The 18384-nt window shown below is 42.8% G+C and carries 16 protein-coding genes and 1 other RNA gene; 5 read left to right on the top strand and 12 right to left on the bottom strand.

What is annotated here, in order from left to right:
- Window positions 1–124 precede the first annotated feature (124 nt).
- The 4 genes from ubiI to PSI23_RS02075 all read right to left on the bottom strand — a co-directional run bounded on the left by ubiI (window position 125) and on the right by PSI23_RS02075 (window position 4661).
- Complete coding sequence (gene ubiI, locus PSI23_RS02090) at window positions 125–1357, bottom strand: FAD-dependent 2-octaprenylphenol hydroxylase (RefSeq protein ID WP_273553509.1); 1233 nt, start codon at window positions 1355–1357, stop codon at window positions 125–127.
- A gap of 13 nt (window positions 1358–1370) precedes the next feature.
- Window positions 1371–2561, bottom strand: coding sequence for a 2-octaprenyl-6-methoxyphenyl hydroxylase (gene ubiH, locus PSI23_RS02085; RefSeq protein ID WP_273553508.1), 1191 nt, complete (start codon window positions 2559–2561; stop codon window positions 1371–1373).
- A 43-nt stretch (window positions 2562–2604) separates the two neighbouring features.
- The gene (gene pepP, locus PSI23_RS02080; RefSeq protein WP_273553507.1) at window positions 2605–3921 is read right to left on the bottom strand and encodes a Xaa-Pro aminopeptidase; all 1317 of its coding nucleotides are present in this window, start codon (window positions 3919–3921) and stop codon (window positions 2605–2607) included.
- 164 nt (window positions 3922–4085) lie between these two features.
- Complete coding sequence (locus PSI23_RS02075) at window positions 4086–4661, bottom strand: YecA/YgfB family protein (protein ID WP_273553506.1); 576 nt, start codon at window positions 4659–4661, stop codon at window positions 4086–4088.
- 402 nt (window positions 4662–5063) lie between these two features.
- Between PSI23_RS02075 and zapA the strand changes: the two genes are divergently transcribed.
- The 3 genes from zapA to PSI23_RS02060 all read left to right on the top strand — a co-directional run bounded on the left by zapA (window position 5064) and on the right by PSI23_RS02060 (window position 6350).
- On the top strand, window positions 5064–5369 hold the full coding sequence (zapA, locus tag PSI23_RS02070; RefSeq protein ID WP_273553505.1) for a cell division protein ZapA: 306 nt from the start codon (window positions 5064–5066) through the stop codon (window positions 5367–5369).
- A gap of 146 nt (window positions 5370–5515) precedes the next feature.
- Window positions 5516–5700: non-coding RNA, 6S RNA (gene ssrS / locus PSI23_RS02065), on the top strand.
- A gap of 53 nt (window positions 5701–5753) precedes the next feature.
- Window positions 5754–6350: a 5-formyltetrahydrofolate cyclo-ligase gene (locus PSI23_RS02060; RefSeq protein WP_273553504.1), complete on the top strand. Its 597-nt coding sequence runs from the start codon at window positions 5754–5756 to the stop codon at window positions 6348–6350.
- Window positions 6351–6466: 116 nt separating this feature from the next.
- Here PSI23_RS02060 and serA read toward each other — a convergent pair whose 3' ends face one another.
- Both serA and rpiA read right to left on the bottom strand, forming a co-directional pair.
- Entirely contained in the window at window positions 6467–7708 is a 1242-nt protein-coding gene (gene serA, locus PSI23_RS02055) for a phosphoglycerate dehydrogenase (RefSeq protein WP_273553503.1), read from the bottom strand.
- Window positions 7709–7999: 291 nt separating this feature from the next.
- Window positions 8000–8659 carry a ribose-5-phosphate isomerase RpiA gene (gene rpiA / locus PSI23_RS02050; protein ID WP_273553502.1) on the bottom strand — a complete coding sequence of 220 codons (660 nt, stop codon included), beginning with the start codon at window positions 8657–8659 and terminating at the stop codon, window positions 8000–8002.
- A 194-nt stretch (window positions 8660–8853) separates the two neighbouring features.
- Here rpiA and PSI23_RS02045 point away from each other — a divergent pair, with 194 nt between their 5' ends.
- Window positions 8854–9759 (top strand): LysR family transcriptional regulator ArgP, encoded by a 906-nt coding sequence (locus PSI23_RS02045; RefSeq protein WP_273553501.1) that lies wholly within the window; start codon window positions 8854–8856, stop codon window positions 9757–9759.
- On the opposite strand, the gene PSI23_RS02040 is transcribed toward PSI23_RS02045, so the two are convergent.
- The 5 genes from PSI23_RS02040 to acnB all read right to left on the bottom strand — a co-directional run bounded on the left by PSI23_RS02040 (window position 9756) and on the right by acnB (window position 15600).
- Window positions 9756–10490, bottom strand: coding sequence for an oxidative stress defense protein (locus PSI23_RS02040; RefSeq protein WP_273553500.1), 735 nt, complete (start codon window positions 10488–10490; stop codon window positions 9756–9758). The genes PSI23_RS02045 and PSI23_RS02040 overlap by 4 nt on opposite strands.
- 64 nt (window positions 10491–10554) lie before the next feature.
- Window positions 10555–11196: an arginine exporter ArgO gene (gene argO, locus PSI23_RS02035; RefSeq protein WP_273553499.1), complete on the bottom strand. Its 642-nt coding sequence runs from the start codon at window positions 11194–11196 to the stop codon at window positions 10555–10557.
- Window positions 11197–11392: 196 nt separating this feature from the next.
- Window positions 11393–12265 carry a small-conductance mechanosensitive channel MscS gene (gene mscS, locus PSI23_RS02030; RefSeq protein ID WP_273553498.1) on the bottom strand — a complete coding sequence of 291 codons (873 nt, stop codon included), beginning with the start codon at window positions 12263–12265 and terminating at the stop codon, window positions 11393–11395.
- A gap of 208 nt (window positions 12266–12473) precedes the next feature.
- Window positions 12474–12845 (bottom strand): YacL family protein, encoded by a 372-nt coding sequence (locus tag PSI23_RS02025; protein WP_273553601.1) that lies wholly within the window; start codon window positions 12843–12845, stop codon window positions 12474–12476.
- A 157-nt stretch (window positions 12846–13002) separates the two neighbouring features.
- Entirely contained in the window at window positions 13003–15600 is a 2598-nt protein-coding gene (gene acnB / locus PSI23_RS02020; protein ID WP_273553497.1) for a bifunctional aconitate hydratase 2/2-methylisocitrate dehydratase, read from the bottom strand.
- Between the two features lie 509 nt (window positions 15601–16109).
- On the opposite strand from acnB, the gene PSI23_RS02015 reads away from it, so the two are divergent.
- Complete coding sequence (locus PSI23_RS02015; RefSeq protein ID WP_273553496.1) at window positions 16110–16379, top strand: hypothetical protein; 270 nt, start codon at window positions 16110–16112, stop codon at window positions 16377–16379.
- Between the two features lie 313 nt (window positions 16380–16692).
- Here the strand turns inward: PSI23_RS02015 and lpdA are convergent, their stop codons facing one another.
- On the bottom strand, window positions 16693–18120 hold the full coding sequence (gene lpdA / locus PSI23_RS02010) for a dihydrolipoyl dehydrogenase (RefSeq protein WP_273553495.1): 1428 nt from the start codon (window positions 18118–18120) through the stop codon (window positions 16693–16695).
- Window positions 18121–18384 lie beyond the last annotated feature (264 nt).

Genomic DNA, 18384 nt, shown 5'->3' with positions numbered 1-18384 from the left:
AAAATTTTTAATAAACAGCAAGAAACAATATTTTTAGATTAGAAAAAGACTAAAGTGTGAAGCAAATCCACTTAACACACTTTAGTTCAACATTAGAAAAACTAATTATAAATAATGAGCTGAATTAGATTTTTTCAACTGAAGAGGTTTGAGAAATCAACCAATCAGGGAGATCATTGAGTCCCATTGCATGGCGAAGCAATTGCGGTTTCATTCCTGGTAAGTGATCAACCAGTGTTAATCCAATTCCACGCAATAATTTTTTAGCCGGATTATTACCATCAAATAGCTGACGGAAACTCTGCATACCCGCGAGCATAATCGCAGCACTGTGTTTACGGCGACGTTCATAGCGCCCCAGATAGAGATACTGACCGATGTCTTTTCCTTGCTGGTTCAAGCGACTCAATTCACCGATCAGTTCTGCTACATCCATAAATCCTAGATTGACGCCCTGACCAGCCAATGGGTGGATAGTGTGTGCCGCATCACCCAATAGTGCCAATCGATGAGCAGCAAAATTGCGGGCATAACGTCCCATCAATGGAATGGTTTGTCGATCACTGATCAGTTCACATTGACCAAGACGCATATCAAATGCCACGCTCAGTTGCCGATTAAACAGTTCCGGCTCCATAGATTTACGCTGTTGCGCAAATCCAGCCGGTAATGACCAAACAATCGAACATAGGTGAGGATCTGACAGTGGCAGGAAAGCCAGTATTCCATCACCATGGAAAACCTGACGTGCAACATTGTTATGAGGTTCCTCAGTACGAATTGTCGCCACCAGTGCATGGTGTTCATAATCCCAGAAAGTCAGCGGGATATCTGCATGTTGGCGCAACCAAGAATGAGCTCCGTCTGCACCAACGATTAAACGTGAAGTCAGCATTCTTTCATCAGATAAAGTGATGAAGGCTTCGTTTTCGCCCCAAGCAACATTCTTAAGAGAGGATGGAGTAAAAATCATCACGTCTGGCAGACTTTCCGCACGTTGCCAGAGCGCTTGTCGGATTACATGGTTTTCTATGATATGGCCCAAGTGCGTCAGGCCATTTTCCGCCACATTGAACTGAATACGCCCGAAACTATCCTGATCCCAAACTTCCATGCCCTGATAAGGTCTGGCTCGCATCGCAAGGATATCCTGCCAGACACCCAAGTGGGTTAGTAATCGTTCGCTGGCTGCATTGATGGCTGAAACCCGCAACGCATATTCACCATTGGCATCAAATGGCTTTGTCGGTGGATATTCTTCTACAATCGCGATGCGCAAACCGCTACCTTGCAAACCACAGGCCAGCGCAAGGCCAACCATTCCGCCCCCTGCGATCACCACATCAAATGATTGCATTTTTTCTTTCCTCTTAATCTGCCAATGGTGACTGTGCAACCCAACCCAATGTCCGACAGGCAAATAGATCCCGCATTGGTGGTAATATTTCCATCGTCATCAAGCCCAAATTACGCCCAATTTTTAACGGTAAATAGCCATTAGCGAATACCCTGACCAATCCATCTGTGATTCCAATGGTGGTTTCACGATCTGCTTGACGCTGTTGCTGATATTGTGCCAAGACCTTATAGGAACCAATATCTTGCCCTGAAGCAGCAGCAGCTGAAATAACTTGTGCCAGAGCCATAACATCACGCATCCCTAGGTTAAAACCCTGACCGGCGATCGGGTGCAAGGTTTGGGATGCATTGCCTACCAAGGCCAGACGGTGGCTAACCTGCCTACTGGCTGTCGACAAAGCTAATGGATAACTGTGTCGTTGGCCGGTTTCCAGTATTTTCCCCAAACGCCAGCCAAATGCTTTTTGCAGATGTTGAAGGAATTCATTTTGGTTCCAGTTATTGATTTCTGACTGTTTTTCCAGTGGGTGACACCATACCAGCGAACTACGCCCCTCGGACATAGGTAACAGCGCCAATGGACCATGTTTGGTAAAACGCTCGAATGCCCTTCCCTGAGGATGTTCAGAAGTCAGTACATTGGCAATAATTGCTGTCTGCTCATAAGATTGCCGCTGGAATGGTATATTGCACGCTTGAGCTATCGCAGAGTGACTACCATCCGCAGCTACCAACAGTTCTCCTGTCAATTTTTCACCATTATCCAGCGTAACCACCACAGAACTTTCCAAACGGTCAACGGAACTCACTCTGGCCGGACAGTGAAGTTTAATATTTGGAGACTGTTTTAATAAATCAAAAAGATGGATTCCAGCATCATGTAGTTCAACCACATTGCCTAATGCCGGTATATCATAATCAGCAGCGCTGATATTGACGAAACCGCTATTACCACGGTCGCTGACATGAACGTGAGTTATTGGGGTAACACAATGTTGCAGCGCAGGCCAGATGCCAATCTGATTCAAGCGCTGACATGTCCCATAAGCCAAAGCAATAGCCCTTGCATCAAAACCGGGATGTTCCTGAGTGGGTTCTGCTGCTTCAATCAAGGAGACTTGCAATTGCCCCCGACTCAGCGAAGAAATAGCCAGAGCCAATGTAGCTCCCGTCATTCCTCCGCCCACAATAATCACGTTCATTATAGCTTCCTGATTACTCTAACCTTTCTTGATTACTTTTATCTTAATTGTGCTTTGCCTGTGCCATCAGAGCTTCTATCTCATCCGGATCTTTCACGACAAATTCGGTCAGGTTTTCATTTCCTGTTTCCGTGATCACAATGTCATCTTCAATACGGATACCGATACCACGGTATTCCTGCGGGACATCCGCATCTGGTGCAATGTAAAGCCCAGGCTCTACAGTCAGCACCATACCGGGTTCCAGGATGCGATTACGATCAACACCGTAATCGCCTACATCATGCACATCCAACCCCAGCCAGTGACTCAAACCATGCATGAAAAATTGGCGATAAGCATTGGTTTCGATCAATTGTTCGACTTCACCATGCATAATTCCCAATTTAACTAATCCCTCCACCATGACGCGTACAACTTGCTCCGTAACCTTGTTTATGCTGGTACCCGGTCTGTACAGTTCAAGGGAAAGGTTGATGGCTTCCAGCACAATGTCATAGATTTCACGTTGAGGGCGCGTAAACTTACCATTTACCGGGAATGTCCGCGTAATATCACCAGCATATCCTTCATATTCACAACCGGCATCGATCAACACTAAATCGCCGTCTTTCATGCGACGCTCATTTTCAGTGTAATGCAGGATACAAGCGTTTTCTCCCGCTCCAATGATGGTGTTATAAGCAGGGTAGCGGGCACCCTGACGGGTAAATTCATAGTGAATTTCGGCTTCAAGCTGGTATTCAAACATGTCAGGACGGCAAACCTGCATCGCTCTGGTATGTGCTTGGGCACTGATTTCCCCAGCTTTACGCATGATTTCCAATTCTGTTTTTGATTTAAACAGGCGCATTTCATGCACCCACGGACGCCAATCTGCCATAACCATTGGAGCACTGAGATTACGACGGCCGTTTTTGCGCAATTTATCCAAAGCATCAAATACGATTTTATCAGCGTACTCAAATTCTCCTTGAGCGTGATAAATCACTTCCAAGCCATTCAGCAACAAATAAAGTTGTTCATTGATATCATCAAATGGCAGAGCACGATCCACCCCCAATTTTTCCGGTGCAGCTTCTTGACCAAGACGGCGACCAAACCAAATTTCCGCAGTCAAATCACGAACTCGATTAAACAACACACTATGATTGTGGGTTTCATTGCTTTTGATCAGTATCAGAACTGCTTCCGGCTCATTGAAACCTGTCAGATAAAGAAAATCACTGTGCTGACGGTAGGGATATTCACTATCTGAATTACGTGTCGCAGGCGAGGCTGAAAAAATAATAGCAGCACTGGCTGGCGCCATTTTTGACAATAATGCCTGACGACGGGATAAATACTCTTGCTTAGTCATACCCTCTCCTGCAATTCCATTATTTGATTATTATGCTTTTTATCTTTCAAATCGCTGTTTGGTTAGTCGTATTCACTCCCCTGATCATACAATCAGCTACGTCTCTGAGGATTCCTTTCAGCCATTACACTGCAATTTGAAATCTATTGGATAAATATCGCCAATCAGTGCAACGTTGGCTTTTCGTTTTTTACATTGCCTGCTGTTTTAGGTGTCACTAACGCGATATAGCAGAGTTGAACTGCAACACGAATATATTCCAGTATTTCTTCAAGGGCTTGAGATAATTCTTCCTGATCTTCACTTTCGTCATAGCCCAACATACCGATATTACGTAAATCGGTGACAATTTCCTTAATTTCCGGCCTTTCTGTCAATTTTGGATTCGCTACTCCTAACCCCAGCAGAAAGTGATTCACCCATCCCGCCAACGCATCTGCACATTCAAAAATCCCGGCCTCGTCACTAGGAAGTAACAGATGAAACGAGAAATTACTGTTATCCAGTGATTCAAACGTCGTTTCATACAATTCCCTGAGTGGCTGAGCCAAAACCTGAGAAAATGCCAAACCATCATTCGTGAGATCATGCACCAATGTCTGCCAACTACTATCATGATTTCCACCACATAGTAATCCACTGATTAAGCCATGCATTTCTGCTGCTGTCAGCGCAACGGACTGTTGATGCAAAATTTCATCAAATGACTGATAATTAGGTAATGAGTTTTGTATAGACATGTATATTGATCATCGTTGGCGATATAAGTTCATGCTATGCTACCATCAAGGGGAGTCGCTATACCAGACAGCACACACCGATATATCCTCAATAGATTTCGAGTTGCAGCGTGAGGGAAGGACATCCATCCCCAGAAATATAGATTATTTTGTATCTATAGCTAACTGGCTGGGATGAGTGAACATTGCCCAAAAGCAGCAGATTGAAAGATGAAGGGAAGAAAAAGGGAAGCTTTTGGTATTGTACGGTAATGATTGGTGTCGGCCTTGTTTTTATACCAAAATGTATTTATGCCCAATAGATTTCAAATTGCAGCTCCGCCAAATAAAGCCGCAATTTGAAAGATAAGGGGTATATGTCAAAATCAAGGTGTCGGCACAGTAATAAATCAGGAAGGTGTCATGTCTGCACAGCCAGTAGATATTCAGATTTTTGGGCGGTCATTACGTGTCAATTGTCCACCAGAGCAGATCGAAGCATTGCAAGCTGCTGCTGAGGAACTTGATCAGCGTTTGCATAACCTCAAAGAACGCACCAGAGTAACTAACACTGAGCAACTGGTTTTTATTGTGGCACTGAATGTCTGTCACGAGTTGGCACAGGAGAAGATGAAAACCCATGATTATGCCTCCAATATGGAACAAAAAATAAGAATGCTCCAGCAGTCCATTGAAAAAGCACTGTTAGAACAAGGTAAAATTAGCTGATACTCCGACCTATCAGCTAAATTTTGTTGATAAATCAGGCAGTAGTCACTATAGATTAATATAAGCAGTTGCTTTCTTCATTTAGTTCCATACAATAGGCTTCATAGCGTTGCTTAGAGTCTATTTAGGTAGTTAAGCAACAAAAAATTTCTCTGAGGTGTTCGTGAGCAGGTAAGTCCCCTGAGCCGATATTTCATATCCATAGAATGTGGTGCTCTGTTTCTTGTGAGCATGCTTGGCCTAGACCAAGAAGCCTAATAGAAACGACTCTGCGTTCACCTTGAACCAAGGGTTCAAGGGTTACCACCTGCAACGGCATCTTGGAGAACCCCACATTTTTATCTGTTTTGTATCCTTTTCTGCATTAATTAATAGGCAGGTATCATGCAATCAGATTCTTTCTTTTCTCTCCGAAAATCCATTAGAAAAAAAATTCGCCAACTACGTCAAAGCCTATCTCCTGAACAACAATCACAGTTTGCACAGCAAGCCGTTAAACAGGTCATGGCTCACCCTAAGATCCAGCAAGCAGATAAAATCGCCCTCTATCTCTCCTTTGATGGGGAATTAGATACACGACCGCTGATTCAACAACTTTGGCAACAAAATAAACAGGTCTATTTGCCAATCTTGCATCCCTTCAGCCGGAATCACCTGCTGTTTCTTCGTTATTGCGCCGATACCCCCCTTATTAGGAACCGCTTTAACATAGAAGAGCCTCAGTTGGATGTCCGACAGGTTTTACCCATCTCTGAACTGAATGTCATGCTTATTCCACTTGTCGCTTTCGATTATACAGGGCAACGTTTAGGCATGGGGGGTGGTTTCTACGATAGGACTCTCGCAAGATGGCAACAACAGAATTTTTATCCTATTGGATTAGCTCACAATTTTCAGTTAGTTGAAAAATTACCCAATGCGAGTTGGGATATCCCTCTGCCAGAAATTATTACACCAGAAAAAGTATGGCGATGGGTATAAATCTCTAAATGATCAACAGGGGCTATTGTATTTTCAATAGCCCCTTTTCTAATGAATCTCGTCTTAATCAATAATTGCTCTTGTTAACGGGCAATTATATCTCAGCCAATCATATTTCAGTAAAGCAAACGAGAACGGATAGTACCCGGCAAGGCTTTCAATTTCTGCAGGACCAATTCAGCTTGGGCTGAATTTTGCGTCGTGATATCAATCACCACATAACCAATATCGCTGTCAGTCCGTAAATATTGAGCATCAATATTGATTTCTTGTTCAGTGAACACTTGGTTAATGCTGGTTAAAATACCAGGGCGGTTTTCATGGATATGCAGTAATCGGTGACTATCCTTGGCATGAACAGGGAGCGATACCTCAGGGAAGTTAACTGCCGACAGTGTAGAACCATTGTCAGAGTATTTGACCAGCTTACCTGAGACTTCATAACCAATATTTTGCTGGGCTTCTTGTGTTGATCCTCCAATATGTGGTGTCAACAGTACGTTATCAAACTTGCTTAATGGTGAAATGAAAGGATCGTTGTTTGTTGTAGGTTCCTGAGGAAACACATCAATAGCTGCACCAGAGAGATGCCCTGTTTCCAGCGCTTCGCTGAGTGCCGGAATATCAACTACAGTACCACGTGATGCATTGATCAAAATTGAACCTGGCTTCATTAATTCTAATTCTGCCACACCAATCATATTCTTAGTTGAAACTGTTTCAGGGACGTGCAGGCTGACAACATCACTCATATTCAACAATTCAGATAAATGATGAACTTGCTGTGCATTACCCAGTGGTAATTTATTTTCAATATCATAGAAATAGACATTCAAACCAATATTTTCAGCTAAAATGCCAAGCTGTGTGCCAATATGCCCGTAACCGATAATACCTAATTTTTTCCCACGCGCTTCGTAGCAGCCTTTTGCCTGCTTATCCCATACCCCATTGTGCGCTTTTGCATTTGCCTCAGGAATACGCCGCAATAGCAGCAGCAACTCACCCAATACCATTTCAGCTACTGAACGAGTATTGGAAAAAGGTGCATTAAATACAGGAATACCACGTTTTGTAGCAGCTTTCAGGTCAACTTGATTAGTGCCAATACAAAAACACCCGATTGCAACCAGCTTTTCCGCTGCGGAAAAAATTTCTTCCGTCAGCTGAGTACGGGAACGAATCCCCACAAATCGGGCATCACGAATCGCTTCTTTCAACGCTTCAGGCTCTAACGCCCCTTTGTGATACTCAATATTGCTGTATCCTGCTGCTTTTAAGTTGTCTACTGTGCTTTGATGAACACCTTCCAGTAGCAGAAATTTAATTTTATCCTTTTCTAAAGATACCTTAACCATTTGTCCGCCCTAGTTGTACTAAAGTTGTACTAAAATTGCACTAACTTCCATAATGCATATCGATTCCACCAAAATAACAAAAAAAACAGCAACGGCAATACAATCGATTGCTTATATTACAGAATAAGCAACAGTAAATAAGTTGTTATGCAAAGTAAAATGATTCGTTACAGAAAAAAGACAGGATTTCGAGTTTTATTTAGACAACGGAGTGATATATATCACTAAATTTCTTTTTTTGAATAAATGCAAAAATATTTTGAGGGCAGGATATTCCACCCTCAAAAACGATTATTTAGTGAGCGCTTTAACGCCATCCGCAGTACCTACCAGTACCACGTTAGCTCCTCGATTAGCAAAAAGACCCACCGTTACCACGCCAACGATTCTATTGATTTTATTTTCTAACTCAACAGGATCAACAATAGAGAGGTTGTGAACATCCAGAATATCATTGCCATTGTCTGTCACTACGTTTTCACGATAAACCGGTGTTCCACCCAGCTTCACCAACTCACGGGCCACATAAGCTCGTGCCATTGGGATGACTTCAACTGGCAGAGGGAATTTACCTAACACATCGACTTGCTTAGAAGAATCAATAATGCAGATAAATTTCTTTGCAACCGCCGCAATGATTTTTTCTCGGGTTAATGCTGCACCGCCGCCTTTGATCATCTGCATTTGACCATTAATTTCATCAGCACCATCAACATAAATATCCAAAGTGTCAACCTCATTGCAGTCAAACACAGGGATGCCAAGACTTTTTAATTTCTCTGTCGATGCTTCTGAGCTAGACACCGCACCTTTAATTTTATCTTTGATAGTTCCTAACGCATCAATAAAATGCGCAGCCGTAGAGCCTGTACCAACACCAACAATTGTGTCTGGTTTAACGTATTCCAATGCCGCCCAACCTACTGCTTTTTTCAGTTCATCCTGAGTCATATCGATCACAGCCTATAATCAGTTACAAGAAAAAATCTGACGGCTAGTATAAACAATATTGGCTCATCTCATGAAAAAATATGGCATAGTGCTATTTATGGCATAGTGCTATTTAGGCCACATAATGGTTTTAACGCTTCAAGATGTTGGGCTATATCACACAAAAAGAACAAACACGGAGAATCTTATTTTCAATGAAACGTCCTGATTATCGATCATTGCAAGCATTAGATGCAGTGATTAGAGAACGTGGTTTCGAGCGAGCAGCACAAAAGCTTTGTATTACCCAATCAGCGGTATCCCAGAGAATCAAACAATTAGAAAATATGTTTGGTCAACCGCTATTGGTACGCACTGTGCCCCCCCATCCCACAGAACAAGGGCAAAAGCTGCTTGCGCTATTACATCAGGTAGAACTGCTGGAAGCGCAATGGCTCGGCGATGAAAATAGTAATGAGATCCCATTATTACTTTCTCTTGCTGTTAATGCGGATAGCTTGGCAACATGGTTTTTACCGGCTCTCCACCCTGTTTTGTCTGATTTGCCCATTCGGCTAAATATTCAGGTAGAAGATGAGACCCGGACTCAAGAGCGTTTACGGCGTGGCGAAGTCGTCGGGGCGATTAGTATTCAGCCTCAGCCTCTGCCAAGCTGTTTGGTTGATAAATTAGGTGCTCTGGATTACCTGTTTGTTGCCTCTCCAGAGTTTGCAAACCGTTTTTTCCAGAATGGAGTCACGCGTTTGGCACTACTGAAAGCACCTGCTGTTGCATTCGACCATTTAGATGATATGCATCAAGCATTTTTACAGCAGAATTTTGATTTATCACCGGGAAGTGTGCCCTGCCATATCATGAATTCTTCCGAGGCATTCGTTCAATTGGCAAAACAAGGTTCGACTTGTTGTATGATCCCACATCTGCAAATCGACAAAGAGCTAAAAGCCGGTGAACTAGTCGATCTAACGCCAGGCTTGTATCAACGCCGCATGCTTTATTGGCATCGTTTTGCCCCAGAAAGCGGAGCGATGAGAAAAGTCACTGACGCCCTGCTGAAACTAGGGCGCCAGATGTTACGTCAGGAAGATGATGCTCATTAACGCTGTAACTCAAAAACCGCATCAACGTGATCAGAAAACTCAATGCTCTGAGGTTCGTAAGTTTCACTGGCCGAATCAGAGGCTGATGCTGCCATCAGAGCTGTCTGATATTTCAGACGGCTCATTGGTACAGGCACAGCTTCAGGTGCACGATAATTAATACTATATACAGGGCCCAACTTACCGCTGAACCCTTTTGCCAATACAGTTGCCTGTTGAATGGCATTCTGAATGGCTTTTTGTCTGGCTTCATCACGATAACGTTGTGGATTATCTACACTAAACTGAACGGAGCTAATTTCATTCAAACCTGCTTTCAAGGCTCCATCCAGTAAAACATTCAGTTTATCCAGTTTGTGAACCTTCACTTCAACTGAACGTGACGCTTTATAACCCGTAATACTTGATTTTCCCATCTTTTGTTCATATCGATATTCTGGCTGAGTGCGCAAATTGGCAGCATCAATATCTTTCTTTTCGATGCCACTATTTTTTAGAAAACCAAAATATTTCGCGACGCGTGCATCTACTTTTTTCTTTGCATCTGCCGCACTTTTTTGAGTTTCACTCACATAGATTATCAACGTAGCCATATCTGGTGCTGCTTTAACTATCGCGTTGCCAGAAATGGAAATATGTGGAACAGAGAGCGAATCAGCAGCGGAAGCAGTCATGCAAGATAAGCTTCCCAGAGCCATTATCGTGACCAATACCAGTGATTTACGTTTCACAAAACCTCCTTAAATACAACAAAGTTACATTAGTAAGGTGCTTGCAAAAACATTAGCACACTATCTATAGAGAAGTATTGTAATCAATAAAAAATCTATATCCTTGCTTAATTAATCCCCAAGCAATGTACCACATCACACAGCCAACAAAAATATTGATAATTCGTTGTGCCCGAGGCTGATTAAGCACAGGTGAAAACCACGCAGACAAGTATGACAATGCAAAAAACCAGCTGATCGATGCCATTACCGCTCCGGTAGTAAACCACGGTCTAAGCTCTGCTGATAATTGTCCCCCTATGCTTCCCAATACAACAAAAGTATCCAAATAAACATGGGGATTCAGCCATGTTACTGCGACTAACGTTACTATGACTCGCCAACGGCTTTGGATAATTTTTTCAGTACGGGAAAGTTCGGCTTCCGCTGATAGCGCTGTTCGAAAAGCTCCCCATCCATACCATAGTAAAAATGCAACACCTCCCCATGTCACAGCCTGCAATAAAAGTATCGATTGCCCCAGCAAAGCACTTCCACCAAATATCCCCGCAGCGATGAGGAGAGCATCACTGGCAGAGCATAACGCTGCACTCATTAAATGGAACTGCTTCCTGCTCCCTTGCTGCATTACAAATACATTTTGTGGTCCAAGCGGGAGAATCATCGCAGCACTGAGAAAAAAGCCCTGGATAAATGTCGAAAACATGCAAAGATCCCTAATAAATATTCAATTAGTTACGTTATCTATGCATATTAGGCAAGATTAAGTATTAGGAGAAATGAATCATTCTAATACATCATTAGGAAAAATAATGGTGGTTTTATGCAAACTTAAAATCAAAAAAATGAGAGAAATCTAATTTGGTGTGAGAAAGAGAAATTCTCACACCGCGATATTTTAATTATTCGTCTGCCTTCTTCTGTAAGGCCATATTTTGCTGATGCAGATAAACATCCATTTGTGGGAATGGAATGTTGATATTGTGCTTATCTAAAGCACGCTTAAAGTTTTCCATCAAATCCCAATATACATTCCAGGCATCACCATTGATGGTCCACACACGAACCACAAAATTCAATGATGAAGGCGCCATTTCATGCAAGCGAATAGTGACACCTTTTTCATGTTGAATACGTTTATCTTCTTTAATCACATCACTCAACACTCTTTTCACTTCATCAATATCCGCGTTATACGCAACCCCTACCATAATTTGGGTACGGCGGTTAGGTTCACGGCTGGTATTGATAATATTGTCCGCAATAATCTTACCGTTGGGAATCACGACAATGCGGTCATCTGCTGTACGCAATGTTGTCGAGAAAATCTGTACTTGCACGACAGTTCCTTCCACCGCTCCAATAATGACATATTCACCAGTACGAAGTGGACGAAAAATTACCAACAAAACACCAGCTGCAAAATTAGACAGTGAACCTTGTAATGCCAGACCAACCGCCAAACCTGCGGCACCGATTACTGCAATCACAGATGCAGTTTGAATTCCCAATTTCCCAAGAACAGCGATAATCGTAAACGCTATAATGGCATAACGAATAATCGCGGATAGAAAATCAGAAATGGTGGTATCAATGCCACGCAATGACATAACACGCTTAACTGCTTTACTAACCAATTTAGCTACAAATAAGCCAACGATAAGAATCAAAATGGCAGATACAATGTTTACCGCATACTGAATCAGTAGATCCTGATTGCTGGCAAACCAGCTTGCCGCTTTATCAATCTCATTTGACAGATTGATCTCTTCCATACAAAGCCCACCGTTATTGTTGGAACCTATTCCCATTCAATGCTGTAATTCGCAACCAACACCAGCAATAGACATAGATTCCTGTTCAAAAATAGGTTTCTATTTAAAAAAATTTTCTGTTCAAAAAATAGAAAGCCACTGTCACAACATAAAAATGTGATGGAATATAGATTATGGCAGAGAGCCTTCATTGATTGAACATTAATACTTATGCTCTATTTTTTTGCAAAATAAATTCTCTGTAATCAGCCAACATATCGATAAAATCGTCTGTCCCACAAAAAGCCAGACTCTCGTTATCGTAGTAACTCATTCCTTCTTCTATAACCTCTGTATCAAATTGGAGTTGATTAGCCCTAATCATGATCTCATCTTCGCTCATCAATAGCGTATATTCATGACCAGACAACTGCCACTGACGTTCACTGCCTTTAATCTCTTGCAAAGCTACAGTGATTTTATCCAATATACTCAAATCATCTTTCACTTCTTCATTCAACCAATGACCGATAGCTTCATGATCCATTGAAAAGGATGTTGTTACCTGACCGGTAATGTCCTGCATAAATTCATATTCCATCACATACCTCCCATTATTACAGACTTCAAATAACCTATTTGGATTTTAAACAGTTTCGCTACTTCCACCTCTGAGGCAGTCCACAAACTGATACAAAAAAATGATAGATACAAAAAAAGGGAGGCATTTGCCTCCCCACTCATTGCAATATACTTTTTTATACTGCTGTTTGGAAGATCACATCATCCGCTTTTTCAGTGTATTGGCTCAATTGATCAAAATTGAGGTAGCGATAAGTATCTGCTGCGGTTTCATCGACCTTATCCATAAATTGCAAATACTCTTCTGGCGTTGGCAAGCGGCCCAACAAAGAAGCCACCGCAGCCAATTCCGCAGACGCAAGGTAAACATTTGCACCTGTGCCAAGGCGATTAGGGAAGTTACGGGTAGATGTGGATACTACGGTTACACCATCAGCCACACGCGCCTGATTTCCCATACACAATGAACAACCCGGGATCTCAATGCGTGCCCCACTCTTGCCAAAGACGCTGTAATAGCCTTCTTCCGTTAATTGCGCTGCATCCATTTTAGTCGGAGGAGCAACCCACAAACGAGTCGGTAGCTGGCCTTTGTGCTGATCCAGCAATTTACCTGCTGCGCGGAAGTGACCAATATTAGTCATGCAAGAACCAATGAAAACTTCATCAATTTTGCTGTTAGCAACTTCAGATAACAAACGCGCATCATCGGGATCGTTAGGCGCGCACAAAATGGGTTCTTTAATGTCCGCCAGATCAATTTCAATAACAGTAGCGTATTCAGCATCTGTATCCGCTTCCAACAATTGAGGATCTTTCAGCCAGTTTTCCATGCCTATAATACGGCGTTCCAATGTCCGGCGATCGCCATAACCTTCCGCAATCATCCATTTCAGCAATACAATGTTCGATTGCAGATATTCAATGATTGGTTCTTTATCCAGTTTAATGGTACATCCTGCCGCAGAGCGTTCCGCCGATGCATCAGCTAACTCAAATGCCTGCTCGACTTTGAGTTCTGGCAGACCTTCAATCTCAAGAATACGGCCAGAGAAAATGTTTTTCTTGCCTTTCTTCTCAACAGTCAGCAAGCCTTGTTGGATTGCATAGTAAGGAATGGCATGAACCAGATCACGCAAGGTGATTCCTGGCTGCATTTTTCCTTTAAAGCGAACCAGTACAGATTCTGGCATATCCAATGGCATTACGCCTGTTGCGGCCGCAAATGCTACCAACCCTGAGCCAGCCGGGAAAGAAATACCAATTGGGAAACGAGTATGAGAATCTCCGCCTGTACCCACAGTATCTGGCAGCAACATGCGGTTCAACCATGAATGGATAATACCATCTCCCGGACGCAGAGATACCCCACCACGGTTCATAATGAAATCAGGCAGAGTGTGATGTGTAGTCACATCCACAGGTTTTGGATAAGCGGCTGTATGACAGAATGACTGCATAACCAGATCCGCAGAGAAACCCAGACACGCCAAATCTTTCAATTCATCCCGTGTCATTGGCCCAGTGGTATCCTGAGAGCCAACAGAGGTCATCTTAGGTTCACAATATTCCCCCGGACGGATACCGACTGTACCACAAGCACGGCCAACCATTTTCTGTGCCAATGAGAAGCCACGATCGCTTTTCGCAACGGCTTTTGCCTGACGGAATACATCACTATGTGGCAAATCCAGTGATTCACGTGCTTTACCAGTCAAACCGCGACCGATAATCAATGGAATACGACCACCGGCACGTACTTCATCAATCAGGACTTCGGTTTTCAGTTCAAAAGTAGATAACAACTCATTTGTTTCATGATCTCGGATTTCACCTTTATGCGGGTAGATATCAATCACATCACCCATATTAAGTTTAGAAACATCTACCTCGATTGGTAACGCACCTGCATCTTCCATAGTGTTGAAGAAAATTGGTGCAATTTTTCCGCCCAGTACCACGCCTGCCCCACGTTTATTGGGTACAAACGGAATGTCTTCTCCCATGAACCACAAGACAGAATTAGTTGCCGATTTACGGGAGGAACCCGTACCAACAACGTCACCAACATAAGCTAATGGATAGCCTTTTTTGTTCAATACTTCGATTTGTTGAATCGGCCCTACAGCACCGGCTTGATCAGGCTCAATACCTTCACGGGCATTCTTGAGCATTGCCAAAGCATGTAGAGGAATATCAGGACGTGACCACGCATCAGGAGCAGGAGAAAGATCATCAGTGTTTGTTTCACCCGTGACCTTAAAGACTGTGACTATAATTTTTTCTGCCAATTCAGGGCGTTCAAGAAACCATTCTGCATCAGCCCATGATTCAATGATCTGTTTGGCATGGGCATTACCCGCTTTTGCTTTTTCTTCCACATCATAGAAACTGTCGAACATCAGCAAAGTATGAGAAAGTGCTTTCGCCGCAATCGGAGCTAGTTTTTCATCATCAAGGGCATCAATTAAAGCATGGATATTATATCCACCCTGCATAGTCCCCAATAATTCAATGGCTTTTTCCTGTGTAACCAAAGGAGAAGCCGTTTCCCCCTTAGCAACGGCAGTAAGGAAACCTGCTTTAACATAAGCGGCTTCATCTACACCAGGAGGAACACGATTGGTCAGTAGATCTACCAGGAAATCTTCTTCACCTTTAAGTGGGTTCTTCAGTAATTCGACCAGCGCTGCTACTTGAGCTGCGTCTAACGGTTTAGGGACGATGCCTTGAGCTGCACGCTCGGCTACGTGCTTGCGGTATTCTTCTAGCACGACTTTCTCCTCGCTCTCATTGTCATTTTATATACCCGGCTGTCTGCACCCGGTAACGATCATCGAAAACGATCATCCAAAAACAATCACCTAAAACAATCATCAAGGGTGCCAGGTCAGAGGATTTTGCTCGCATAACATTAGAATTATGCCCAGCTTCGAGTGATTAGCATACCAAAATTTGAATAGCATGTTAATTCATTCACATAAAATCAACATTGAACAATGATAAAATGCTAGATAAATGCGCATAAAGAGCGTATTAAGGTTTTAAATACTGTTTGTTGCTATTTCAGCCTAAAAATTTCTTAATTTTTATCAGAATTTTTATGGAATGCGCGGATTTTCTATACTGCCTATACTGCGTTTTTTCTTAACAGCGTTTCTGATCATGATATACAGCTCAAAAATCTTTCAATATCAACAAATCAGCAACACTTCATATTGTATCTAAATAAAGCAGGGGACATTTCAATGCTGAGGCTAACATCATTTAAAAGGATATCATCATGCCCAATAGAGAAAAACATAGTGCACTAGCAGAAACAGGTGATAATTCAACCATTATTATGGAGGAAAAATTTTACCCTGAATATCAAGCCAAAATTAAGGAAGTGAGTCAGCATGGTATGCTATCTACACTTAACGAAATCCAGCAAAATAAATTCAGTTGGTATTATGAACCTATAATAGGAGCAATGTTTAGCAATAGGCATGCCACATTCATCAAGACATGTGATCAATATATCCCTCACCCTAGGACCATCAAGGCATATTAGAAGTTAAGGCAGAACGTGATGCCGAAATTTTTTTACCAAAAATTAGGCTTTGTTGCTATTAATTATGATTTTTTTGATTTGAAACGGATGAAATTAACCCCAGCTGATAGCAATAAATGGCATCAAATCAATGGAGAATATCAACTTAAAAGAACCCCTCGCCCACATAATTCAAGTTGGCGATGTCATTTACTGTAGATTCAATCGGGTTTTTTATAGAAAAACACGATAGCAGTCAGTTATCAAATAAAAACGGCTTTCCAATTTGGAAGCCGTTTAAAATTTTGCTTAACCTACGACAAGAACTAAAGAATTATTTCTTTTTCTTTGCCTTAGGGTTTGGCAAATCAGTAATGCTGCCTTCGTAAATTTCCGCAGCCATACCGATTGATTCGTACAGAGTTGGGTGAGCATGGATAGTCAGAGCGATATCTTCTGCGTCACAGCCCATTTCGATAGCCAGACCGATTTCACCCAGCAGTTCACCACCGTTAGTACCAACAATAGCACCACCGATAATACGGTTAGACTCTTTATCGAAAATCAGCTTCGTCATACCATCTGAACAGTCAGATGCAATTGCACGACCAGATGCTGCCCATGGGAAAGTTGCAGTTTCGTAGCTGATGCCTTTTTCTTTCGCTTCTTTCTCAGTCAGACCAACCCATGCCACTTCTGGTTCAGTGTAAGCAATGGATGGGATAACTTTTGGATCGAAGTAATGTTTCTTGCCAGAAATAACTTCAGCAGCAACGTGACCTTCATGGACACCTTTGTGCGCCAGCATTGGCTGACCAACGATATCACCGATAGCAAAGATGTGAGGTACGTTAGTACGCATTTGTTTATCCACATGGATAAAGCCACGCTCATCAACTTCTACACCAGCTTTACCTGCATCCAGCAGTTTACCGTTTGGTACACGACCTATAGCAACCAGAACTGCGTCATAGCGCTGTGGTTCAGCAGGGGCTTTCTTGCCTTCCATTGTCACGTAGATGCCATCTTCTTTAGCTTCTACCGCTGTCACTTTAGTTTCCAGCATCAGGTTGAATTTCTTGCTGACGCGCTTAGTGAACACTTTAACAATGTCTTTGTCCGCAGCAGGAATAACCTGATCGAACATTTCTACCACGTCAATCTGGGAACCCAGAGCATGATAAACAGTACCCATTTCCAGACCGATAATGCCGCCGCCCATTACCAACAGGCGTCCCGGAACAGTTTTCAGTTCCAGTGCATCGGTAGAATCCCATACGCGAGAATCATCATGTGGAATGAATGGCAGCTGAATTGGGCGTGAACCCGCTGCGATAATGGCGTTATCAAAATTAATCGTTGTTGCGCCGTTTTCGCCTTCAACTACCAGAGTGTTAGCACCTGTAAATTTACCAACACCGTTAACAACGTTAACTTTACGGCCTTTAGCCATGCCGCCCAGGCCACCAGTCAGCTGGGAAATAACTTTTTCTTTCCACAGGCGGATCTTATCAATATCAGTTTGTGGCTCACCAAACACGATACCGTGTTGTGCCAGTGCTTTTGCTTCTTCAATTACTTTTGCAACATGAAGCAGCGCCTTGGATGGAATACAACCAACATTAAGACAAACACCACCCAAAGTAGAGTAACGCTCAACCAGAACAGTATCCAAACCTAAGTCTGCACAACGAAAAGCAGCAGAATACCCTGCTGGGCCTGCTCCAAGCACCACTACCTGGGCTTTAATTTCAGTACTCATCATGACCTCTTAATTGTTTGTCCGGCGAGTCAGACGAAAATACCCTTCGTATTTCACATTGCCGCTTTGTTGGCTTCGCTCTCTCACCCCGGTCACATAGTTATCTATGCTCCTGGGGATTCGTTCACTTGCCGCCTAGCTGCAACGCGAAATCCATTGGGTAAAAAACCATATTCCACCGGGACGTACACACCGCGAGCAGTTTACAGAATTGTAAATAACCTGAAAAGCGCGTTAACGTGACAGAAATCCCAACCTGCCAGA

Origin of the sequence: Xenorhabdus yunnanensis, assembly GCF_028598805.1 — a bacterium.
In the GTDB taxonomy this organism is placed as follows: domain Bacteria; phylum Pseudomonadota; class Gammaproteobacteria; order Enterobacterales; family Enterobacteriaceae; genus Xenorhabdus; species Xenorhabdus yunnanensis.
This window is presented reverse-complemented; position numbering and strand designations above follow the sequence as displayed.

Coding starts and splice junctions, on each gene's coding strand:
- ubiI (WP_273553509.1), bottom strand. CDS start 1,357: ATGCAATCATTTGATGTGGTGATCGCAGGGGGCGGAATGGTTGGCCTT.
- ubiH (WP_273553508.1), bottom strand. CDS start 2,561: ATGAACGTGATTATTGTGGGCGGAGGAATGACGGGAGCTACATTGGCT.
- pepP (WP_273553507.1), bottom strand. CDS start 3,921: ATGACTAAGCAAGAGTATTTATCCCGTCGTCAGGCATTATTGTCAAAA.
- PSI23_RS02075 (WP_273553506.1), bottom strand. CDS start 4,661: ATGTCTATACAAAACTCATTACCTAATTATCAGTCATTTGATGAAATT.
- zapA (WP_273553505.1), top strand. CDS start 5,064: ATGTCTGCACAGCCAGTAGATATTCAGATTTTTGGGCGGTCATTACGT.
- PSI23_RS02060 (WP_273553504.1), top strand. CDS start 5,754: ATGCAATCAGATTCTTTCTTTTCTCTCCGAAAATCCATTAGAAAAAAA.
- serA (WP_273553503.1), bottom strand. CDS start 7,708: ATGGTTAAGGTATCTTTAGAAAAGGATAAAATTAAATTTCTGCTACTG.
- rpiA (WP_273553502.1), bottom strand. CDS start 8,659: ATGACTCAGGATGAACTGAAAAAAGCAGTAGGTTGGGCGGCATTGGAA.
- PSI23_RS02045 (WP_273553501.1), top strand. CDS start 8,854: ATGAAACGTCCTGATTATCGATCATTGCAAGCATTAGATGCAGTGATT.
- argO (WP_273553499.1), bottom strand. CDS start 11,196: ATGTTTTCGACATTTATCCAGGGCTTTTTTCTCAGTGCTGCGATGATT.
- mscS (WP_273553498.1), bottom strand. CDS start 12,265: ATGGAAGAGATCAATCTGTCAAATGAGATTGATAAAGCGGCAAGCTGG.
- PSI23_RS02025 (WP_273553601.1), bottom strand. CDS start 12,845: ATGGAATATGAATTTATGCAGGACATTACCGGTCAGGTAACAACATCC.
- PSI23_RS02015 (WP_273553496.1), top strand. CDS start 16,110: ATGCCCAATAGAGAAAAACATAGTGCACTAGCAGAAACAGGTGATAAT.
- lpdA (WP_273553495.1), bottom strand. CDS start 18,120: ATGAGTACTGAAATTAAAGCCCAGGTAGTGGTGCTTGGAGCAGGCCCA.